Raw genomic sequence first — 16,850 nt, 5'->3', positions numbered from 1 at the left:
CTTCATGCCGCAAACCATCGAACTCGACATCGGCCGTGTCATCGCCGGCCACGGCCGCCACTACATCGTCGAGACGCCCGAGGGCCGCGAGGTCCAGTGCAGCACCCGCGGCAAGAAGAGCGACTGCGTGGTCGGCGACCGGGTGCGCTGGCAGGTCACCGACAGCCGCGGCCACGAGGGCGTGATCGAGGCGATCGAGCCGCGGCGCAACCTCTTCTACCGCCAGGACGAGTGGAAGACCAAGTCCTTCGCCGCCAACCTCGACCGGCTGCTGGTGATGGTCGCCGCCGAGCCGGTCTTCAGCGAGAGCCAGCTCACCCGCGCGCTGATCGCCGCCGCGCACGCCGGCATCCCGGCGCACATCCTGCTGAACAAGACCGACCTGGGCGAGGCGGCCGCGGCCGCGCGCGCGCGCCTGGCGCCCTACGCCGCGATGGGCCACCCGATCGTCGAGGTGGCGCTGAAGGCCCGCCCCGACGAGGCCAGAGCGCGCCTGGCCGCGCTCTCCAGCGGTGCCACGCTGGTGCTGGGACCGTCGGGCACCGGCAAGAGCACGCTGGTCAACCTGCTGGTGCCGGACGCGGCCGCGCAGGTCGGCGAGATCTCGACCGCGCTGAACTCCGGCCGCCACACCACCACGCACACCCGCTGGTACTGGCTCGACAAGGCCCACGAGGCAGCGCTGATCGATTCGCCCGGCTTCCAGGAATTCGGCCTGCGCCAGGTGCCGGCGGCCGATCTGGCCGCGCTGATGCCCGACTTCGCGCGCCATCTCGGCGGCTGCCGCTTCGCCAACTGCACCCACGACCACGAGCCGGGCTGCACGGTGCTGGCGGCGCTCGATCGCGGCGAGATCACCGCGACGCGCCACCGCATCTACCTCGACCTGCGCGACGAGCTGACCCGCACCCGCTGGTGAGCCGTGCGCCCCGGCCCGCACCCCGGCCCGCGTCTCAGCCGCCGGGCTCGAGCACCGCGCTGGAGGCACGCCACAGGCATTCGCGCAGCAGCTTCACCCGCGCCGACTCCAGCCGCCAGCTCTGCCAGTAGAGCGTGACCGTCAGGCTGTGGCCGGGGCAGAGGTCGACCAGCCGACCGTCGGCCAGCATGCCGGCCACCAGCGGGCGCGGATGCAGACCCCAGCCCAGGCCGGCCAGCGCCGCGTCCAGGAAGCCCTGCGTCGAGGGCACCCACCACTGCGGCGGCACGCAGTCCTGCCCGGCGGCCTGGGTCAGGAAGCGGTGCTGCATCAGGTCCTTCTGGTTGAAGACCAGCATCGGCGCCTGCCGGAAGCCCTCGGCCAGCGAGCGGCCGTCGAAATGGCGGGCGCGGAAGTCCGGGCTGACCGCCGCGACATAGCGCATCGAGCCCAGCGCGTCGACCCGGCAGCCGGCCACCGGCTCGGCCGCGGCGGTGACGGCGCCGACGACCGTGCCGTTCTTCAGCCACTCGCGGGTGTGATCCTGGTCGTCGACCTGCAGCGCCACCGTGTCGCCGGTGCGGGCATGGAAGTCCGACAGCGCCGGCACCACCCAGGTCGCCAGACTGTCGGCGTTGACCGCGATCGGGATGCTGCGGGGGCCGACCGGATCGATCTCGGCCAGCGGCTGCAGGTCCTCGCGCAGGTCGGCCTCGAGCAGTTCGATCTGCAGGAAATGCCGGTACAGCCGCGCGCCCTCGGGCGTGGCCTCGGTCGGGCTGGCACGCACCACCAGCATGCAGCCCAGCCGGTCCTCGAGCGCGCGCACCCGCTGCGAGATCGCCGAGGGCGTCACATGCAGCTCGCGCGCCGCACGCTCGAACGAGCCCAGCCGCAGCACCATCGCCAGCGCCCGCAGCGCCACCAGATCGATCATGGAGTGAAGCTCCGCTTAATCACGCTTAGGAAGTTTAGCTGGCCTGCACCCGAAGCGCCGCCTACGCTGAGGCCCATGAGCTTCCCGACCTTCTCCTTCCCGACCTACTTCCTGGGCATGGCCAGCTGCGCCGGCCTGATCATCGCGATCGGCGCGCAGAACGCCTTCATCCTGCGCCAGGGCATCCGGCGCGAGCATGTCGCCGCGATCGTCGCGGTGTGCACGCTGTCGGACGCGCTATTGATCTCGCTGGGCACGGCCGGCATCGGCGTGGTGTCGGAGCGCCTGCCGATGGCGGTGCCGGTGATCACGATCGCCGGCATCCTGTTCCTGTCGGTCTACGGCTGGCAGGCGGCGCGGCGGGCCTGGCGGCCGGCCGGAGGCGCGATGGACGGACGCGCCGAGGGCGTCGCGCTGCCGCTGGGCACGGCGATGCTGCAGGCGGCCGCCTTCAGCTGGCTCAACCCGCATGCCTGGCTCGACACCACCGTGCTGATCGGCTCGCTGGCCAATGCGCAGGGCGCGCAGCGCTGGGCCTTCGCCGGCGGCGCGATCTCCGCCAGCCTGCTGTGGTTCACGCTGCTGGCCTGGGCGGCCGGACGGCTGGCGCCGCTGTTCCGCCAGCCGCGGGCCTGGCGGGTGTTCGATGCGGGCGTGGCGGTGATGATGGCCGGTCTGGCCGGCGGCCTGACGCTGCGGGCGCTCAACGCCTGAACCGCGTCCGGGCGACCGGCCCGGTGCGGCCCGGCTCGTCGCGGATGCGCGGTCAGCCCAGCCGGTTCGCCAGCGACAGCAGCGCCAGCAGCAGCATCCACAGCACCATCGAGCGCCAGACCAGCCCGACGACCGAGCGCAGATGCGCCAGCGTCGGCGCGGCGCCAGGCGTGCTGCCCTGGCCGCCTTCGTCGCCCGGCAGCAGCGCGTCGAAGCCGGTCGCGCCCGCCCCCGGCGGCGGCGGCACGACCGGCGCGCTGGCCCCGCCCAGCGACACGCCGCAGGCTCCGGCCGCGGCCGACAGCAGGATGCCGTCGTTGTCGTTCTTCCACAGACCGGCGTGCTGGCGCCAGCAGTCCACCGCTTCCTCGAAGTTGCCGACGATCGCGAAGCCGGCGGCAGTCATGCGTGCCGGCACGTAGTCGAGCACCGAGAAGGCCAGCTGCGAGCGCTGCGACAGGCCCTCGTTGACCGCGGCGACCTCGGCGCGGGTCTTGAACGCCCAGTAGCGCGAGCAGAACTCGGCCATGCGATAGGCCACCGCGCCGACCGGCCCCAGCCCCATCGCCGAGCCGAGCACGAACCAGAAGAACACGCCGAAGACATGGCGGTGCGCGGCCAGCAGCGCATGCTCGATGACATGGCGCAGCAGCTCGGTGCGCGGCAGCTCGCTGGCATCGAGGTGGCGCCACTGCTGCAGCACCGCGCGGGCACGCTCTTCCTGGCCCTGCTCGAGCGCGTCGCGGATGTCGGTGAAATGGTGGCTGAACTGCCGGAAGCCCAGCGTCAGGTACAGCACCACCAGATTGAACAGCAGCGCCAGCACCACGCTGTAGTGGTCGAACAGCGAGAACAGGCCGAACACCACCAGCGAGGGCGCGCTCACGGTGACCGCCCAGACCACCCAGGCATGGTGCTCGCGCCCGGCGTCGAAGTTGCGCGCGGTCCAGCGGGCCCAGTCGATCAGGGCCTCGTGGACGGGATTGCCCTGAGGCAGCGGCCTCAGTTGTTCGACGATCAGGGCCAGCAGGACGGCGAGGAAACTCATGTCACGAATGATAGCGGTGCCGATGTGGCGCTCGCCTGAGCCCTCGCCAGGAAGTGGTAGAGGTTGCGCAGCATCGCGGCCGTCGCCCCCCAGATGAAATATTCCCGCTGCGCGTCCTGCCACGGCATCGACAGGAAGCGGCGCCCGGCATCGCCGCCGAGCTGGTGCACCCGGTGATGCGCCGGCGTCATCAGGAAGTCCAGCGGCACCTCGAAGGCCTCGGCCACCTCGAAGGCGTCGAGCGCCAGCTCGAAGGGCGGGTGCACCAGTGCGACCACCGGCGTGACCCGGTAGGCGGTCACGGTGGTGTAGACCGGCAGCGCGCCGATCACCTCGACATGGCGCGCGTCCAGGCCGACCTCCTCGCGCGCCTCGCGCAGCGCGGTGACCACCGGGTCGGTCTCGCCCGGATCGACCCGGCCGCCGGGAAAGCTGATCTGGCCGGCGTGGTCGCGCAGGTGGTCGGTGCGCCGCGTCAGCAGCACCCGCAGGCCGTCATCGCGCGGCACCAGCGGCACCAGCACCGCCGCGGCGGCCGGCGTGCGGTCGGCCAGCGGCCCGCCGCCATCGCCCGGCAGCTCCGGCTGCCAGTCCGGCGGCGCCTCGGCAAAGACGGCGCGCAGGTGCTGCGGCGTGAGCTGCTGCGTCGGCAGCGCGGGCAGATGGTCGTCGGCGCGCAGCACCGGCACGGCGCGCGGATCGCGAATGAGCGTGGGTCGGGCCATGCCTTCGAGCATAGGCCGAAAATGACAAGGCCGCCCGAAGGCGGCCTTGCAGCTTTGCCGATGATCTGACGATCAGGCCAGCTTTTCCTTGATGCGGGCCGACTTGCCGCTGCGCTGGCGCAGGTAGTACAGCTTCGCACGGCGCACGTCGCCGCGGCGCTTGACCTCGATCGAGGCGATCAGCGGGCTGTACAGCTGGAACGTGCGCTCCACGCCTTCGCCGCTGGAGATCTTGCGGACGATGAAGTTGCTGTTCAGGCCACGGTTGCGGCGGGCGATGACGACGCCTTCGTAGGCCTGGACGCGCTTGCGGGTGCCTTCGACGACGTTGACGCTGACGATCACCGTGTCGCCGGGGGCGAACTCGGGGATGGTCTTGTTGAGACGAGCGATTTCTTCTTGCTCGAGCTGACGGATCAGATCCATGGGGGGCTCCTGAGATCGTGCGCGGCAAGGGCAGCGCACCATGTCGGGACGCCGTCAGCCTTCTGGCAGAGGATCAAAACCGAAGATTATAGCACGAGACCGGCCAGAAACAGCTCGTCCGCGCGACTGAGCTGGCCGGCAGCGCGTGCGGCCTCGATCAGGTCGGGCCGACGACGGGCGGTGATGGCCAGCTGCTGCTCGCGCCGCCAGCGCCGGATGCGGGCGTGGTGGCCCGACATCAGCACCTCCGGCACCGCGTCGTCGCCCAGGCGCTCGGGGCGGCTGTAGTGCGGGCAGTCGAGCAGGCCGTCGGAGAAGCTGTCCTGCTCGTGCGAGGCGGCGTCGTGCAGCACGCCGGGCTGCAGCCGCGTGACCGCGTCGAGCAGCGTCAGCGCCGGCAGCTCGCCGCCCGACAGCACGAAGTCGCCCAGGCTGATCTCCTCGTCGACATGGCGGTCGACGAAGCGCTGGTCGATGCCCTCGTAGCGGCCGCACAGCAGCACCGCGCCGGGCGAGGCCGCCAGGCGCTGCACGCGCGCCTGCGTCAGCGGCGCGCCGGCCGGGCTGAACAGGATCACCGGTGCACGGGCCTCTTCAGGCTCGGCGCGGTCGGCGCGCACTGCCGCCAGCGCCCGCTCCAGCGGCTCGACCAGCATGACCATGCCAGGGCCGCCGCCGTAGGGCCGGTCGTCGACCCGGCGGTAGTTGTCGTCGGCGAAGTCGCGCAGCGGCCACAGCCGCACGTCGACCTGGCGCGTCGCGTAGGCACGACGGGTCACGCCGACCGTCATGAACGGGTCGAACAGCTCGGGAAACAGGGTCAGGACATCGAAGCGCATGCCAGCTCCGGTCCGGCACGCGGCCCGCGGCACGCGCGACGGAAGGTCAGTAGTCGAGGCCCCAGTCGGCGGTGATGCGCCGTCCGGGCAGGTCGACGTCGTCGATGTAGGCGGCGACGAAAGGAATCATGCGCTCGACGGTGCACGCCTTGCCGGCGGCATCGGTCGAGGCCTGCTCGAGTCGCATCACGCAGTGCGGCCCGGTGTCGATCATCTCGGCGACGGTGCCCAGCGGCTCGCCCTCGCGGTTGACGACCTCCAGGCCGATCAGGTCGACCCAGTAGTACTCGCCGTCATCGGTCGACGGGAAGCTCGCGCGCGACACGAAGATGCGTGCGCCCTTGAGCGCCTCGGCGCCGTTGCGGTCGACGACCTCGCGCACCGAGGCGACGACGCCGTCGCCGTGCTCCTTGGCCAGCGTCACATGCAGCAGACGCGGCAGCGCGGGGGCGCCCGCCGGGCGCGGCTTGCCGGCCGGCGGCTGCAGGAACCAGCGGCGCGACGAGAAGAGCGCCTGGGGATCGGCGGCATGCGGCTGCACGCGCAGCCAGCCCTTGATGCCCCAGGCATCCTGCACCCGCGCGACCTCGACGGCGTCGTCGGGCCAGGCCACGTCGTCGTCGTGAGGCAGCGTGTTCATCGGAATCCGTTCAGGTCAGACGAGAGGTGCAGGAAGGTCCGGTCGAGCCGGATCTCAGGCGGCAGCGGCCGGAGCGACGGCAGCGGCCTTGGCCTGCTTGACCAGGCGGTCGACGGTCGGCGACAGCTGGGCGCCGACACCGGTCCAGTACTCGACGCGGTCGAAGGCGACGCGCAGGGCTTCGGCCTGGCCGGAAGCGACCGGGTTGTAGAAGCCGACGCGCTCGATGAAGCGGCCGTCACGGCGCTCGGCCTTCGGGGCGACGACGATGTTGTAGAACGGGCGCTTCTTGGAGCCGCCGCGGGACAGACGAATCACGACCATGATGTTTCCTCGATCAGAAGGTGTCAGGTTCGGGGCGCAGGCACCGGTGCCCCGGAATGACCGGTTGATCCACAGGACCGGGAGACACGCAGGCCGGCAGATCGAAGTGACGATTGCATTGACAATCAGGCTTCTCCCGGCCCCGTTAGATACGTGCTGCGTGGCATGCTGCCGGTCAGCCGTCGCCGGAAAACCCGAGATTATAAGCTGCCTTCGATGTCCGAGACACTGATTCGCCCAAGCCTGCCGACCGACGTGGCGGCCATCACAGAGATCTATGCGTGGAACGTGCTCCACGGCACCGGCACCTTCGAGACCGAAGCGCCCGATTCGACCGAGATGGCGCGCCGGCGCGACGAGGTGCTCGGCCGCGGCCTGCCCTGGCTGGTGGTCGAGGTCGACGGCGATGACGGCCGCGGCCCGCAGGTCGTCGGCTATGCCTATGCCAACCTGTTCCGGCTGCGTCCGGCCTGGCGCTTCTCGCTGGAGGACTCGATCTACCTGGGCCCGCAGGCGCATCGCCGCGGCCTGGGCCGGCTGCTGCTGGCCGAGCTGATCGCGCGCTGCACCGCGCTGGGCGCGCGGCAGATGTTCGCGGTCATCGGCGACTCGGCCAACGCCGGCTCGATCGGCGTGCACCGCGCCTGCGGCTTCGAGCACACCGGCGTGATGCGCGACTCGGGCTGGAAGTTCGAGCGCTGGCTCGACGTGGTCATCATGCAGCGCGCGCTCGGCGACGGCAGCGCCTCGGCGCCGGCCGGCGGCTGAGGACCGGCGTGAACGCCCGCCCCCGATCGAAGACCGCGGCGACCTGGCTGGCGCTGCTCGGCGGCGCCTTCGGGCTGCACCGCTTCCTGCGCCACGGCCTGCGCGACCCCTGGGGCTGGCTGCATCTGCTGGCGATGCTCGCCGGCCTGGGCGGGCTGCTGCGGCTGCGCGTCTTCGGGCTGGACGACGCCAGCGCGGCGTGGATGCTGCCGCTGGGCGGACTGTCCGTCGCCGCGGCGGCGCTGTCGGCCATCGTGACCGGACTGACGCCGGACGAGCGCTGGGACGTGCGCCACAACGCCGGCCGCGCGGGCGGCACGCCGCCGAGCGGCTGGGGCGCGGTGCTCGGCGTGATCGCCGCGCTGCTGGTCGGCGCGACGGTGCTGATGTCCTCGCTGGCCTTCGGACTGCAGCGCTGGTTCGAGCTGCAGTCCGGGCCGGAGGTCAGCGATCAGAGCACCAGCGTGCCCAGGTAGTAGGCGCCGGCGGCGACCGCGGCCGAGGCGGGAATCGTGAAGATCCACGCCCAGACGATGTTGCCGGCGATGCCCCAGCGCACCGCGGCGGCGCGCTGCGTCGAGCCCACGCCGACGATCGCGCCGGTGATGGTGTGCGTCGTCGACACCGGCACGCCCAGCCAGGAGGCCAGGAACAGCGTCAGCGCGCCGCCCGTCTCCGCGCAGAAGCCGCCGACCGGCTTGAGCTTGGTGATCTTCTGGCCCATGGTCTTGACGATGCGCCAGCCGCCGAACATCGTGCCCAGGCCGATGGCGATGTAGCACGACCAGATCACCCAGGTCGGCGGCATCGCGTCGGAGGCGCTGGCGTAGCCGGTGGCGATCAGCAGCATCCAGATGATGCCGATGGTCTTCTGCGCGTCGTTGCCGCCGTGGCCCAGGCTGTACAGGCCGGCCGAGACCAGCTGCAGCCGGCGGAACCAGTTGTCGATGCGGATCGGCGTGGCACGCCGGAAGACCCAGGCCACCACCACCATCAGCAGCGAGCCGAGGATGAAGCCCAGCGTCGGCGACACCAGGATGAAGGCCACCGTCTTCCAGATGCCGGCACCGATCAGCGCGTTCAGCCCGGCCTTGGCGGTCACCGAGCCGACGATGCCGCCGATCAGCGCATGCGAGGAGCTCGACGGGATGCCGTAGAACCAGGTGACCACGTTCCAGGTGATCGCCCCGACCAGCGCGCCGAAGACGACGTGGTAGTCAACGATGCCCGGCTCGACGATGCCCTTGCCGACGGTCGCGGCGATCTTCAGATGAAAGATGCCGATCGCGACGAAGTTGAAGAAGGCGGCGAACAGCACCGCCTGCTGCGGCTTGAGCACGCCGGTGGAGACCACCGTGGCGATGGAGTTGGCCGCGTCATGGAAGCCGTTCATGAAGTCGAACAGCAGCGCCAGAACGACCAGCAGCACCACCACCCAGAGGCTGACCTGAATGCCGTCCATGATGCGATCAGGAGTTCTCGAGGACGATGCCCTCGATCAGGTTCGCCACGTCCTCGCACTTGTCGGTGATCGACTCGAGCATCTCGTAGATCGCCTTGAGCTTGATGAGCTCGCGCATGTCCTGCTCCTCGCGGAACAGGCGCGACATCGCCGAGCGCATGACGCGGTCGGCGTCGGACTCGAGGCGGTCGATCTCCTCGCAGGTCTTGACGGTGGCCTCGGCGACGCTGTGGTCGCTGAGCTTGCCCAGCAGCGACACCGCGTGCGCGACGCGCTCGCCGCACTTGGCCGCCAGGTCGCCCAGGCGCAGCACCTCCTCGGTGATCGAGCGCACGTCGTACAGCGCCAGCGTCTCGGAGACGTCCTGGAACAGGTCCAGCACGTCGTCCATCGCGTTGATCAGGCCGTGGATCTGCTCGCGGTCGATCGGGGTGATGAAGGTCTTGTGCAGCAGGCGGTTGACCTCGGCGGTCACCTTGTCGGCGGCGTGCTCGGCCGCGTCCACCTCGGCGGCGTACTTCTCGCGCAGATAGGTGTCGCCGTAGTTCTGCAGCAGGCTCTGGAAGGAGCGCGATCCGGCGACCATCGCCTCGCCGTGCTTGTTGAACAGTTCGAAGAAATTGCCTTCGCGCGGCAGCAGCTTGCCGAACAGCATGTGTTGAGCTCCAGGGGGGAGGGAGTGTCGTGACGAAAGGGTCGACGGTCGGGGTGTGACCGAATGCCCGCCGGGCGGCGGCAACCTGTCACGGTGTTGTCATGATCGAAACCGCCCGGAGTGTATCCGCTGTCCGGTACAGGCCGGAAACGTTTCAGTCCGGCCGGCGCTCCAGCCCCTGCTCGCGGGCCAGCCGCTCTGCAAGATGCTGCAATGCCGCCACATCGCCGCCGGCCGGCAGCGGCAGCGCGCCGCCCAGCGCGGCGTGCAGCTCCAGCAGCGGCAGCAGCACGAAGGCGCGCTCGAGCAGGCGCGGGTGCGGCAGCAGCAGCACCGGATCGTCGCTGGCCAGATCGTCGACCAGCAGCACGTCGAGGTCGAGCGTGCGCGGCGCGTTGCGCCACGGGCGCTCGCGGCCATGCGCGTTCTCGACGGCCTGCAGCGCCGCGAGCAGCTCGCGCGGCGCCAGCCGGGTCTCGATCGCGGCGACCGCGTTCAGGTAGTCCGGCCCGGACGAGTCGACCGGCCGGCTGCACCAGCGCCCGGACACGCCGAGCCAGCGGCTGCCGGGCAGCGCGGCGATCGCGGCGCAGGCCGCGTCCAGCGTCGCGTCGAGCTCGCCGAGATTGGCCCCGAGGCCGATGACGGCACGCCGCGGCGCGCCACCGGCCGGCCCCGGCTCATTCGCCGCCGTCACCGCCCTCGCCTCCGTCGGCCAGGGCGGCCGCGCCTTCGGTGCGGGCGCCGGCGGGCTTGCGGCGACGGCGGCGCTTCTTCGCGGCCGGGCCGCCGCTCGCGGCGACCGCGGCCGTCTCGGCCGGCAGCTCGCCGGCGGCGACCGCGGCGCGGCGCGCCTGGTCCTGCTGGCGCGCCTCGGCCAGGAGCGTCTCGCGCAGCGAGTCGTCGGCGGTCGAGAAGCGCTCCCACCAGTGCGCCAGGTCGGCATCGGCCTCGCCGGTGTCGGCGCGCAGGCGCAGGAAGTCGAAGCCGGCGCGGAAGCGCGGCTGCGCCGCCAGCGACAGCGCCGCCGACGGCGTGCGCCGCTCGAAGCGCGGCTGCATCATCCAGATCTCGCGCATGTCGGCCGCCAGCTTGCCGCGGCCGGAGATGTCGCCGATGCGGGCGTCGAACACCGCGTCGATCGCCTGCTGCAGCGCCGGCACCGGCGGCTCGCCGCGGGCGCGCAGCTCGTCGGCACGGCGCACCACGTCATGCCAGAGCATGCACGCCAGCATGAAGCTCGGCGCCACCGGCTTGCTCTCGCCGACGCGGCGGTCGGTGTCGGCCAGCGCGCGCTGGATGAACTGCTCGCGCCCGTCGTGGCGATGCGCGTCGTCGAGCACCGCGTCGAGGATCGGGAAGATGCCGCTGTGCAGGCCCTGCTTGCGCAGCTCCTCCAGGCTGGCCAGCGAGTGGCCCGTCTGCAGCAGCTTGATCATCTCGTCGAACATCCGGCTGGCCGGCACCGCCGACAGCAGCTCGGCGCAGGCGCGGATCGGCTCGCGGGTGCCCGGCTCGATCTCGAAGCCCAGCTTGGCGGCGAAGCGCACCACGCGGATGATGCGCACCGGGTCCTCGCGGTAGCGGGTGACCGGGTCGCCGATCATGCGCAGCACGCGGGCCCGCGCGTCGGCGATGCCGTCGTGGTAGTCGACGACGATGCGCCGGCGCGGGTCGTAGTAGAGCGCGTTGACGGTGAAGTCGCGCCGCGCCGCATCCTCGTCCTGCGGACCCCAGACGTTGTCGCGCAGCACCCGGCCGCTGGCGTCGACCACATGGCTCTTGTCGGCCAGCGCCGCGCGCGAGGTCTTCTCGTTGCCCTCGACCTGCTCGGCCGCGGCCGGGTCGAGGTAGGCGCGGAAGGTCGAGACCTCGATCACCTCGTGCTCGCGGCCGCGGCCGTGCACGACGTGCACGATGCGGAAGCGCCGGCCGATGATGAAAGCGCGCCGGAACAGGCCCTTGACCTGCTCGGGCGTGGCGTTGGTGGCGACGTCGAAGTCCTTCGGCCGATGGCCGAGCAGCAGGTCGCGCACCGCGCCGCCGACGATGTAGGCCTCGAAGCCCGCGTCCTGCAGCGTGGTGACCACCTTGACCGCGCGGTCGTCGAGCAGCGAGGGATCGATGCGGTGCACCGAGGCCGGCACCTCGACGCGGCGGCCGCGCACCGGCGCACCGGCGGGCAGGCTGCCGGCGAGCTCGGCCGCGGCGGCGGCCACCGGCGCCATCGGCACCGCGGCAGGCGCCGCCACCGGCGCGGCAGCCCGCGGCGTGATGACGGGCACGGACAGCCCGTCCGGGCTCTCGCCGGCGGGAATGGATGCGCCCGACTTGCCGAGCAGCTTTCTGATGATGGTCTTGATCATGGGAAGAGACGCAGTATGCGCCAGCCGCGCTGCGTGGCGGTGGCCTCGAGCGACGGGCTCGGGTTGGTGGCCACCGGCTCGGAGGCGATCTCCAGCAGCGGCAGGTCGTTGGGCGAGTCGCTGTAGACGCTCACGCCGGAGAAGTCGGCCAGCGAGACGCCCAGGCCGGCCAGCCAGTCGTGCACCCGCGCGACCTTGCCTTCGCGGAAGGTCGGCGTGCCGCGCACCCGGCCGCTCCAGCGGCCGTCGGACTCGCGCTCGAGCTGCACGGCCAGCAGGTGCTCGACGCCGAACTCGGCGGCGATCGGGGTGGTGACGAACTCGTTGGTCGCGGTGACGATGGCCACCAGGTCGCCGCGGCGCTGGTGCCGGCGCACCAGCTCCAGCGCCTGCGGCGTCACCTTCGGGCGCAGCACCTCGGCCAGGAAGCGCTCGCGCGCGGCCAGGGCCTCGTCCAGCGGCCGCTGGCGCCACACCGAGGTGGCGAAGTCGATGTAGGCGTCGAGGTCGAGCGTGCCGGCCTGGTAGTCGGCGTAGAACGCGTCGTTGCGGCGACGGAACTCGTCGGCGTCGGCCCAGCCGATCTCGACCATGAAGCTGCCGAAGGCGTGGTCCGAATCGATCGGGATCAGCGTGTGATCCAGGTCGAACAGGCAGAGATGGCGGGGAGAGGCGGTCATCGTCGCGTCGGTGGGGTCAGAAGTCATCGGGCTCGGCGAGCATCTGGCGCAGCAGCGCCAGCGTGACCGCCTTCTTGCCCGACAGCGCATAGCGGTCGAGCCGGTCGAGCAGCTCCATCAGCGGCACCAGATCCAGGCCGGCGCGGCCGACCAGCTCGGCCATCATCTCGTCGTCGAGCGTGATGCCGCGCCGCTCGGCCTCGCGGCGCAGCAGCGCGCGCACCTGCTCGTCGGTCGGCGGCACCAGCCGGTAGACCAGCCCCCAGGCCAGCCGGGTGCGCAGGTCGTCGCGCACCGGCAGGTCCACCGGCGGCAGCCGCCCGGCCGCCAGGATCGGCACGCCCAGCGTCGTGGCCTCGACGAACATCCGGAAGGCCTCGTGCTGGCGGCGCCGGTCGTAGCGGTCGCAGTCGTCGAGGATCAGCAGCCGCGCCTCCTCGTCGAACTCCCAGGGCACCGGCGACTTCAGGTCGAAGGCGGCCACCTGCAGCCCGAAGGACTGCGCCTGGCTGGCCGCGGCCTGCATCAGGTGCGACTTGCCGCTGCCCGGCGGGCCCCACAGGTACAGCGGCATCGTCGGGTTCGGCGACAGCAGCGCCATCAGCACCTGCTCCCACTGCGCGTTCGCGCCGGGCACGAAGGTATCGAAGCGCAGCACCGGCTCCGGCCCGAAGGCCAGCGGCACCTGTCGCATCATCGAGGACGGGTCACGGGACATGCGTGAAGACTTCTGTCGTTTCTTTCGATCCGCTCGCGGCTCAGCCGCGGTACAGCCGGCTGGCGACATAGAGACGGCGCAGCCGGCGCAGCGCCACCAGCACCAGTGCCCCGGACGGCAGCGCCAGCAGCACGCCGACGAAGCCGAACAGGTGTCCGAAGGCCAGCAGCGCGAAGATCACCGCGATCGGATGCAGACCGATGCGCTCGCCCACCAGGCGCGGCGTCAGCACGAAGCTCTCGAGCAGCTGGCCGATGCCGTAGATCACCGCGACCGCGACCACGCCGTACAGGCTGGCGAACTGCAGCACCGCGGCCAGCAGCGCCAGCAGCGCGCCGATCCCGAAGCCCAGATACGGAATGAAGATCGCCAGCCCGGTGAACACGCCCACCGGCAGCGCCAGCTCGAACCGTGCCAGCGCCAGGGCTGAAGTGTAGAAGGCCGCCAGCAGCAGCATCACCAGAAGCTGCCCGCGCAGATACTGTCCGAGCACCGCATCGCACTCGGCGGCGAAGCCGTCGACGCCGACGCGGTGGCGCGGCGGCACCAGCCGGCCCAGCCGCGCGATCAGCGCCGGCCAGTCCAGCAGCAGGTAGAACATCACCACCGGCACCAGCACCGCGTTGCCCACCAGCGCCAGCAGCACGCTGCCGCCGATGCGCGCCGAGCTCAGCAGCGCGCCGAGCCAGTCGTCGCCGCTGGCGTCCAGGTAGCGCATCACGAAGTCGCGCAGGCCGGCCAGGTCGAAGCGCACGTCGATGCCGTACTGCGCCAGCCACGGCGACAGCAGCTCGTTGAGCCGGGCAGCCAGCAGCGGGATCTGCTCGCGCAGCTGCGGCAGCTCGCGCGAGATGATCGGCACGATCAGCAGCAGCACGCCCAGCAGCCCGGCGATCGCCGCCAGCTCGACCAGCAGCACCGCCAGCGCGCGCGGCATCCAGCGCCGCAGCCGCTCGACCGCCGGCTGCAGCGCATAGGCCAGCACCGCCGCGGCCAGGAAGGGCGCCAGCACCGGCGCGAGCAGCCACACCAGCACGCCGGCGAGCAGCGCAAGCCCGAGCCACGCCAGCATCAGGCCGCGCGTGCGGGAGAGCCTGGGCAGGACGACCATCGCGGGCGGCCGGCTCAGTGCCAGCGCGGCGGGCCGGCCTCGCGCAGCGCCGACAGCTGCGCGCCGACGCGGCGCCGGTCGACCGCGCCGTGTCCGGCGTGGTCGAGATAGGCCTGCAGGTCCTCGATCGCCGGCCCGGTCTGGCCCAGGCTGGCCAGCGTGCGCCCGCGCTCGCGCCGCCAGGACCAGTCCTCGGGCTCGAGCACGACCTGGCGGTGCTGGATCTGCAGCAGGCGCGGCAGGTCGCCGCTGCCGCGGTGGATGCGCTCGAGGTTGCGCAGCATGCGCGCGAGGATCTCGCGCGGCGAGGCCGGCTGCAGGAAGGCCGACAGCAGCTCGCCCAGTGCACCGGCGGCGGCCTCGATGCCGAGCGGGTCGATGTCGGACGGATCGAGGTGGTCCTCCAGCCGCTCCTCGAGCTCGTGGCGCGCCAGCGAGCGCCCGTCGAGCGGATCGATCACCGCCTCGCCCATCGGCAGGTGCAGCTTGACCAGGAAGTGGCCCGGAAAGGCCAGCCCGTCGACCTGCAGGCCGATCTGCCCGGCCAGCTCCAGGTAGATGACCGCCAGCGACACCGGGATGCCCCAGCGCTGGCGCAGCACCTCGTGCAGATGGCTGCCGGCCGGATCGTCGACGTCGCCGCCCTGCAGGCCCAGGTCCTCGTACAGGAAGTGGTGCAGCACGCGCACCCGGTGCAGCGGCGCGGCGTCGTCGGGCAGACGCCGGCGCAGCCGCCAGGCCAGCGTGTCGAGCTCGGTGAGCACCGCCTGCACGTCCAGCCCCGGCTCGTCGGCCTGCGCGATCGCGACGGCGGCCTCGGTCAGCGAGAGGCTGTCATCGTCGGCGACCAGCGCGGCGAAGTAGTCCAGCGGGGACGGAATCAGGCAGTCCATGGCCGAAAGTGTATCGACAGCGTGAACATCGTCGGCGTCAAGGCCCCGATCCTGTCCGGCCTCACTGCCGGCGGGCGAACTGGCGCAGGTCCACGCCGAGCACCCGCAGCACGCCGAAATAGAGCAGCGCCACGCCGCCGAGCACCGCCGCCAGCAGCAGCGCGCGCAGGCCCGGCTGCGCACGCAGGCCGATCCAGTCGATGTGGTGCGCCGCCCAGGCCAGCACCGCGCCCAGCGCCGCGCAGCCGGCCGCCACCTTGGCGACGAAGGCGGCCCAGCCCGGCTCGGGCCGGTAGCTGCCGCGCCGCTTCAGGCCGGTCAGCAGCCAGGTCGCGTTGACCAGCGCCGCCAGGCCGATCGACAGCGCCAGGCCGGCATGGCCGAGCCAGGGCACGAAGACGACGTTCATCAGCTGCGTCAGGCCCAGCACGGTGATGGCGATGCGCACCGGCGTGCGGATGTCCTGCTTCGCGTAGAAGCCCGGGGCCAGCACCTTGATGCCGACCAGGCCCATCAGCCCGGCGCCATAGCCCATCAGCGCGGTCACCGTCTGGCCGACGTCCTCGGCCGAGAAGCGGCCGTAGTGGTACAGCACCGACACCAGCGGCGCCGGAAACACCATCAGCGCCACCGCGCAGGGCAGCGCCAGCAGCACCACCAGGCGCAGGCCCCAGTCCAGCAGCGAGGAATAGCGCTCCATCTCGCCCCTGGCCTGCGCGGCCGAGAGCTGCGGCAGCAGCACCACGCCCATCGCCACGCCCAGCAGCGCGGTCGGGAACTCCATCAGCCGGTCGGCGTAGGTCAGCCAGGACACCGAGCCCGAGGGCAGGTGCGAGGCGATCTGGGTGTTGACCAGCAGCGACAGCTGCGCGACCGACACGCCCAGCAGCGCCGGCGCCATCTGCTTCAGGATGCGGTGCACGCCATCGTGATGCCAGGCGCGGCGCAGCGCGGCCGGACCCAGCCCCAGGCGCGGCAGCATGCCGATGGCGCGCAGCGCCGGCACCTGCACCGCCAGCTGCAGCACGCCGCCGATCATCACCCCGACCGCCAGCGCGTAGACCGGCTGCAGGCCCCAGGCCGCGAAGCGCGGCGTCAGCCCCCAGGCCGCGGCGATGACGCTCAGGTTCAGCAGCACCGGCGTGACCGCCGGCACCGCGAAGCGCTTCCACGAGTTCAGGATGCCGGCCGACAGCGCCACCAGCGACATGCAGCCGATGTACGGGAACATCAGCCGCGTCATCACCACCGCCGAGGCCTGGCCTTCGGCCGGCAGGCCCGAGGCCATCACCCAGACCAGCAGCGGCGAGCCGATCACGCCCAGCGTGCACACCGCCAGCAGCGCCCACAGCAGCACGGTGGCGACCGCGTCGATCAGCGCCTGCGTCTTCTCGTCGCCGTCGGTGGCACGCGAGGCCGCCAGGATCGGCACGAAGGCCTGGGAGAAGGCGCCTTCGGCGAACAGGCGCCGCAGCAGGTTCGGGATGCGGAAGGCCACCTGGAAGGCGTCGGTGGCCAGGCTGGCGCCGAAGGCGGCCGCGATCAGCTGCTCGCGCACCAGGCCGGTGATGCGGGACGCCAGCGTGAGCGCCGAGACGACGGAGGCAGAACGAAGCAGACTCATG

General features: G+C 71.8%; 20 protein-coding genes. 4 read left to right on the top strand and 16 right to left on the bottom strand.

Features of this window, described 5'->3' with window-relative positions:
- Positions 1–4: 4 nt before the first annotated feature.
- Complete coding sequence (gene rsgA / locus HNQ01_RS07625) at positions 5–919, top strand: ribosome small subunit-dependent GTPase A (RefSeq protein ID WP_173804764.1); 915 nt, start codon at positions 5–7, stop codon at positions 917–919.
- 34 nt (positions 920–953) lie between these two features.
- On the opposite strand, the gene HNQ01_RS07620 is transcribed toward rsgA, so the two are convergent.
- The gene (locus HNQ01_RS07620) at positions 954–1,856 is read right to left on the bottom strand and encodes a LysR family transcriptional regulator ArgP (RefSeq protein WP_173804763.1); all 903 of its coding nucleotides are present in this window, start codon (positions 1,854–1,856) and stop codon (positions 954–956) included.
- Between the two features lie 75 nt (positions 1,857–1,931).
- On the opposite strand from HNQ01_RS07620, the gene HNQ01_RS07615 reads away from it, so the two are divergent.
- A complete protein-coding gene (locus tag HNQ01_RS07615; RefSeq protein WP_173804762.1) occupies positions 1,932–2,570 on the top strand; it encodes a LysE/ArgO family amino acid transporter in 639 nt (212 codons plus the stop codon).
- Between the two features lie 52 nt (positions 2,571–2,622).
- On the opposite strand, the gene HNQ01_RS07610 is transcribed toward HNQ01_RS07615, so the two are convergent.
- The 6 genes from HNQ01_RS07610 to rpsP all read right to left on the bottom strand — a co-directional run bounded on the left by HNQ01_RS07610 (position 2,623) and on the right by rpsP (position 6,572).
- Positions 2,623–3,618, bottom strand: coding sequence for a CobD/CbiB family protein (locus HNQ01_RS07610; protein ID WP_173804761.1), 996 nt, complete (start codon positions 3,616–3,618; stop codon positions 2,623–2,625).
- A complete protein-coding gene (locus HNQ01_RS07605) occupies positions 3,615–4,343 on the bottom strand; it encodes a CoA pyrophosphatase (protein ID WP_173804760.1) in 729 nt (242 codons plus the stop codon). The genes HNQ01_RS07610 and HNQ01_RS07605 overlap by 4 nt, the downstream gene beginning before the upstream one ends.
- 72 nt (positions 4,344–4,415) lie before the next feature.
- Complete coding sequence (gene rplS, locus HNQ01_RS07600; protein ID WP_037479324.1) at positions 4,416–4,769, bottom strand: 50S ribosomal protein L19; 354 nt, start codon at positions 4,767–4,769, stop codon at positions 4,416–4,418.
- A gap of 86 nt (positions 4,770–4,855) precedes the next feature.
- Entirely contained in the window at positions 4,856–5,608 is a 753-nt protein-coding gene (trmD, locus tag HNQ01_RS07595; RefSeq protein WP_173804759.1) for a tRNA (guanosine(37)-N1)-methyltransferase TrmD, read from the bottom strand.
- Between the two features lie 46 nt (positions 5,609–5,654).
- Positions 5,655–6,248 (bottom strand): ribosome maturation factor RimM, encoded by a 594-nt coding sequence (gene rimM, locus HNQ01_RS07590; protein ID WP_173804758.1) that lies wholly within the window; start codon positions 6,246–6,248, stop codon positions 5,655–5,657.
- Positions 6,249–6,302: 54 nt separating this feature from the next.
- Positions 6,303–6,572, bottom strand: a complete 270-nt coding sequence (rpsP, locus tag HNQ01_RS07585) for a 30S ribosomal protein S16 (RefSeq protein ID WP_217427441.1) — start codon at positions 6,570–6,572, stop codon at positions 6,303–6,305.
- 216 nt (positions 6,573–6,788) lie between these two features.
- Between rpsP and HNQ01_RS07580 the strand changes: the two genes are divergently transcribed.
- A complete protein-coding gene (locus HNQ01_RS07580) occupies positions 6,789–7,340 on the top strand; it encodes a GNAT family N-acetyltransferase (RefSeq protein ID WP_173804757.1) in 552 nt (183 codons plus the stop codon).
- An 8-nt stretch (positions 7,341–7,348) separates the two neighbouring features.
- Positions 7,349–7,816, top strand: coding sequence for a hypothetical protein (locus HNQ01_RS07575; protein ID WP_353621662.1), 468 nt, complete (start codon positions 7,349–7,351; stop codon positions 7,814–7,816).
- On the opposite strand, the gene HNQ01_RS07570 is transcribed toward HNQ01_RS07575, so the two are convergent.
- From HNQ01_RS07570 to murJ, 9 genes are all read right to left on the bottom strand, one after another.
- Complete coding sequence (locus HNQ01_RS07570; protein ID WP_173804756.1) at positions 7,792–8,802, bottom strand: inorganic phosphate transporter; 1,011 nt, start codon at positions 8,800–8,802, stop codon at positions 7,792–7,794. The genes HNQ01_RS07575 and HNQ01_RS07570 overlap by 25 nt on opposite strands.
- 7 nt (positions 8,803–8,809) lie before the next feature.
- On the bottom strand, positions 8,810–9,457 hold the full coding sequence (locus HNQ01_RS07565) for a DUF47 domain-containing protein (protein WP_173804755.1): 648 nt from the start codon (positions 9,455–9,457) through the stop codon (positions 8,810–8,812).
- A 154-nt stretch (positions 9,458–9,611) separates the two neighbouring features.
- Entirely contained in the window at positions 9,612–10,154 is a 543-nt protein-coding gene (folK, locus tag HNQ01_RS07560; RefSeq protein ID WP_173804754.1) for a 2-amino-4-hydroxy-6-hydroxymethyldihydropteridine diphosphokinase, read from the bottom strand.
- The gene (gene pcnB, locus HNQ01_RS07555; RefSeq protein WP_286180573.1) at positions 10,138–11,823 is read right to left on the bottom strand and encodes a polynucleotide adenylyltransferase PcnB; all 1,686 of its coding nucleotides are present in this window, start codon (positions 11,821–11,823) and stop codon (positions 10,138–10,140) included. The genes folK and pcnB overlap by 17 nt, the downstream gene beginning before the upstream one ends.
- Positions 11,820–12,503: a histidinol-phosphatase gene (locus HNQ01_RS07550; RefSeq protein WP_173804753.1), complete on the bottom strand. Its 684-nt coding sequence runs from the start codon at positions 12,501–12,503 to the stop codon at positions 11,820–11,822. Before HNQ01_RS07550 ends, pcnB begins: the two co-directional genes overlap by 4 nt.
- A gap of 16 nt (positions 12,504–12,519) precedes the next feature.
- Positions 12,520–13,221 (bottom strand): HdaA/DnaA family protein, encoded by a 702-nt coding sequence (locus tag HNQ01_RS07545; protein ID WP_286180572.1) that lies wholly within the window; start codon positions 13,219–13,221, stop codon positions 12,520–12,522.
- A gap of 40 nt (positions 13,222–13,261) precedes the next feature.
- The gene (locus tag HNQ01_RS07540) at positions 13,262–14,332 is read right to left on the bottom strand and encodes an AI-2E family transporter (RefSeq protein WP_173804752.1); all 1,071 of its coding nucleotides are present in this window, start codon (positions 14,330–14,332) and stop codon (positions 13,262–13,264) included.
- Positions 14,333–14,346: 14 nt separating this feature from the next.
- On the bottom strand, positions 14,347–15,225 hold the full coding sequence (locus HNQ01_RS07535) for a SirB1 family protein (protein ID WP_173804751.1): 879 nt from the start codon (positions 15,223–15,225) through the stop codon (positions 14,347–14,349).
- Between the two features lie 61 nt (positions 15,226–15,286).
- Complete coding sequence (gene murJ / locus HNQ01_RS07530) at positions 15,287–16,849, bottom strand: murein biosynthesis integral membrane protein MurJ (RefSeq protein ID WP_173804750.1); 1,563 nt, start codon at positions 16,847–16,849, stop codon at positions 15,287–15,289.
- Position 16,850 lies beyond the last annotated feature (1 nt).

The organism is Sphaerotilus uruguayifluvii, from assembly GCF_013294065.1.
GTDB classification, from domain to species: domain Bacteria; phylum Pseudomonadota; class Gammaproteobacteria; order Burkholderiales; family Burkholderiaceae_C; genus Sphaerotilus; species Sphaerotilus uruguayifluvii.
This window is presented reverse-complemented; position numbering and strand designations above follow the sequence as displayed.

Coding starts and splice junctions, on each gene's coding strand:
- rsgA (WP_173804764.1), top strand. CDS start 5: ATGCCGCAAACCATCGAACTCGACATCGGCCGTGTCATCGCCGGCCAC.
- HNQ01_RS07620 (WP_173804763.1), bottom strand. CDS start 1,856: ATGATCGATCTGGTGGCGCTGCGGGCGCTGGCGATGGTGCTGCGGCTG.
- HNQ01_RS07615 (WP_173804762.1), top strand. CDS start 1,932: ATGAGCTTCCCGACCTTCTCCTTCCCGACCTACTTCCTGGGCATGGCC.
- HNQ01_RS07610 (WP_173804761.1), bottom strand. CDS start 3,618: ATGAGTTTCCTCGCCGTCCTGCTGGCCCTGATCGTCGAACAACTGAGG.
- HNQ01_RS07605 (WP_173804760.1), bottom strand. CDS start 4,343: ATGGCCCGACCCACGCTCATTCGCGATCCGCGCGCCGTGCCGGTGCTG.
- rplS (WP_037479324.1), bottom strand. CDS start 4,769: ATGGATCTGATCCGTCAGCTCGAGCAAGAAGAAATCGCTCGTCTCAAC.
- trmD (WP_173804759.1), bottom strand. CDS start 5,608: ATGCGCTTCGATGTCCTGACCCTGTTTCCCGAGCTGTTCGACCCGTTC.
- rimM (WP_173804758.1), bottom strand. CDS start 6,248: ATGAACACGCTGCCTCACGACGACGACGTGGCCTGGCCCGACGACGCC.
- rpsP (WP_217427441.1), bottom strand. CDS start 6,572: ATGGTCGTGATTCGTCTGTCCCGCGGCGGCTCCAAGAAGCGCCCGTTC.
- HNQ01_RS07580 (WP_173804757.1), top strand. CDS start 6,789: ATGTCCGAGACACTGATTCGCCCAAGCCTGCCGACCGACGTGGCGGCC.
- HNQ01_RS07570 (WP_173804756.1), bottom strand. CDS start 8,802: ATGGACGGCATTCAGGTCAGCCTCTGGGTGGTGGTGCTGCTGGTCGTT.
- HNQ01_RS07565 (WP_173804755.1), bottom strand. CDS start 9,457: ATGCTGTTCGGCAAGCTGCTGCCGCGCGAAGGCAATTTCTTCGAACTG.
- pcnB (WP_286180573.1), bottom strand. CDS start 11,823: ATGATCAAGACCATCATCAGAAAGCTGCTCGGCAAGTCGGGCGCATCC.
- HNQ01_RS07550 (WP_173804753.1), bottom strand. CDS start 12,503: ATGACCGCCTCTCCCCGCCATCTCTGCCTGTTCGACCTGGATCACACG.
- HNQ01_RS07545 (WP_286180572.1), bottom strand. CDS start 13,221: ATGTCCCGTGACCCGTCCTCGATGATGCGACAGGTGCCGCTGGCCTTC.
- HNQ01_RS07540 (WP_173804752.1), bottom strand. CDS start 14,332: ATGGTCGTCCTGCCCAGGCTCTCCCGCACGCGCGGCCTGATGCTGGCG.
- HNQ01_RS07535 (WP_173804751.1), bottom strand. CDS start 15,225: ATGGACTGCCTGATTCCGTCCCCGCTGGACTACTTCGCCGCGCTGGTC.
- murJ (WP_173804750.1), bottom strand. CDS start 16,849: ATGAGTCTGCTTCGTTCTGCCTCCGTCGTCTCGGCGCTCACGCTGGCG.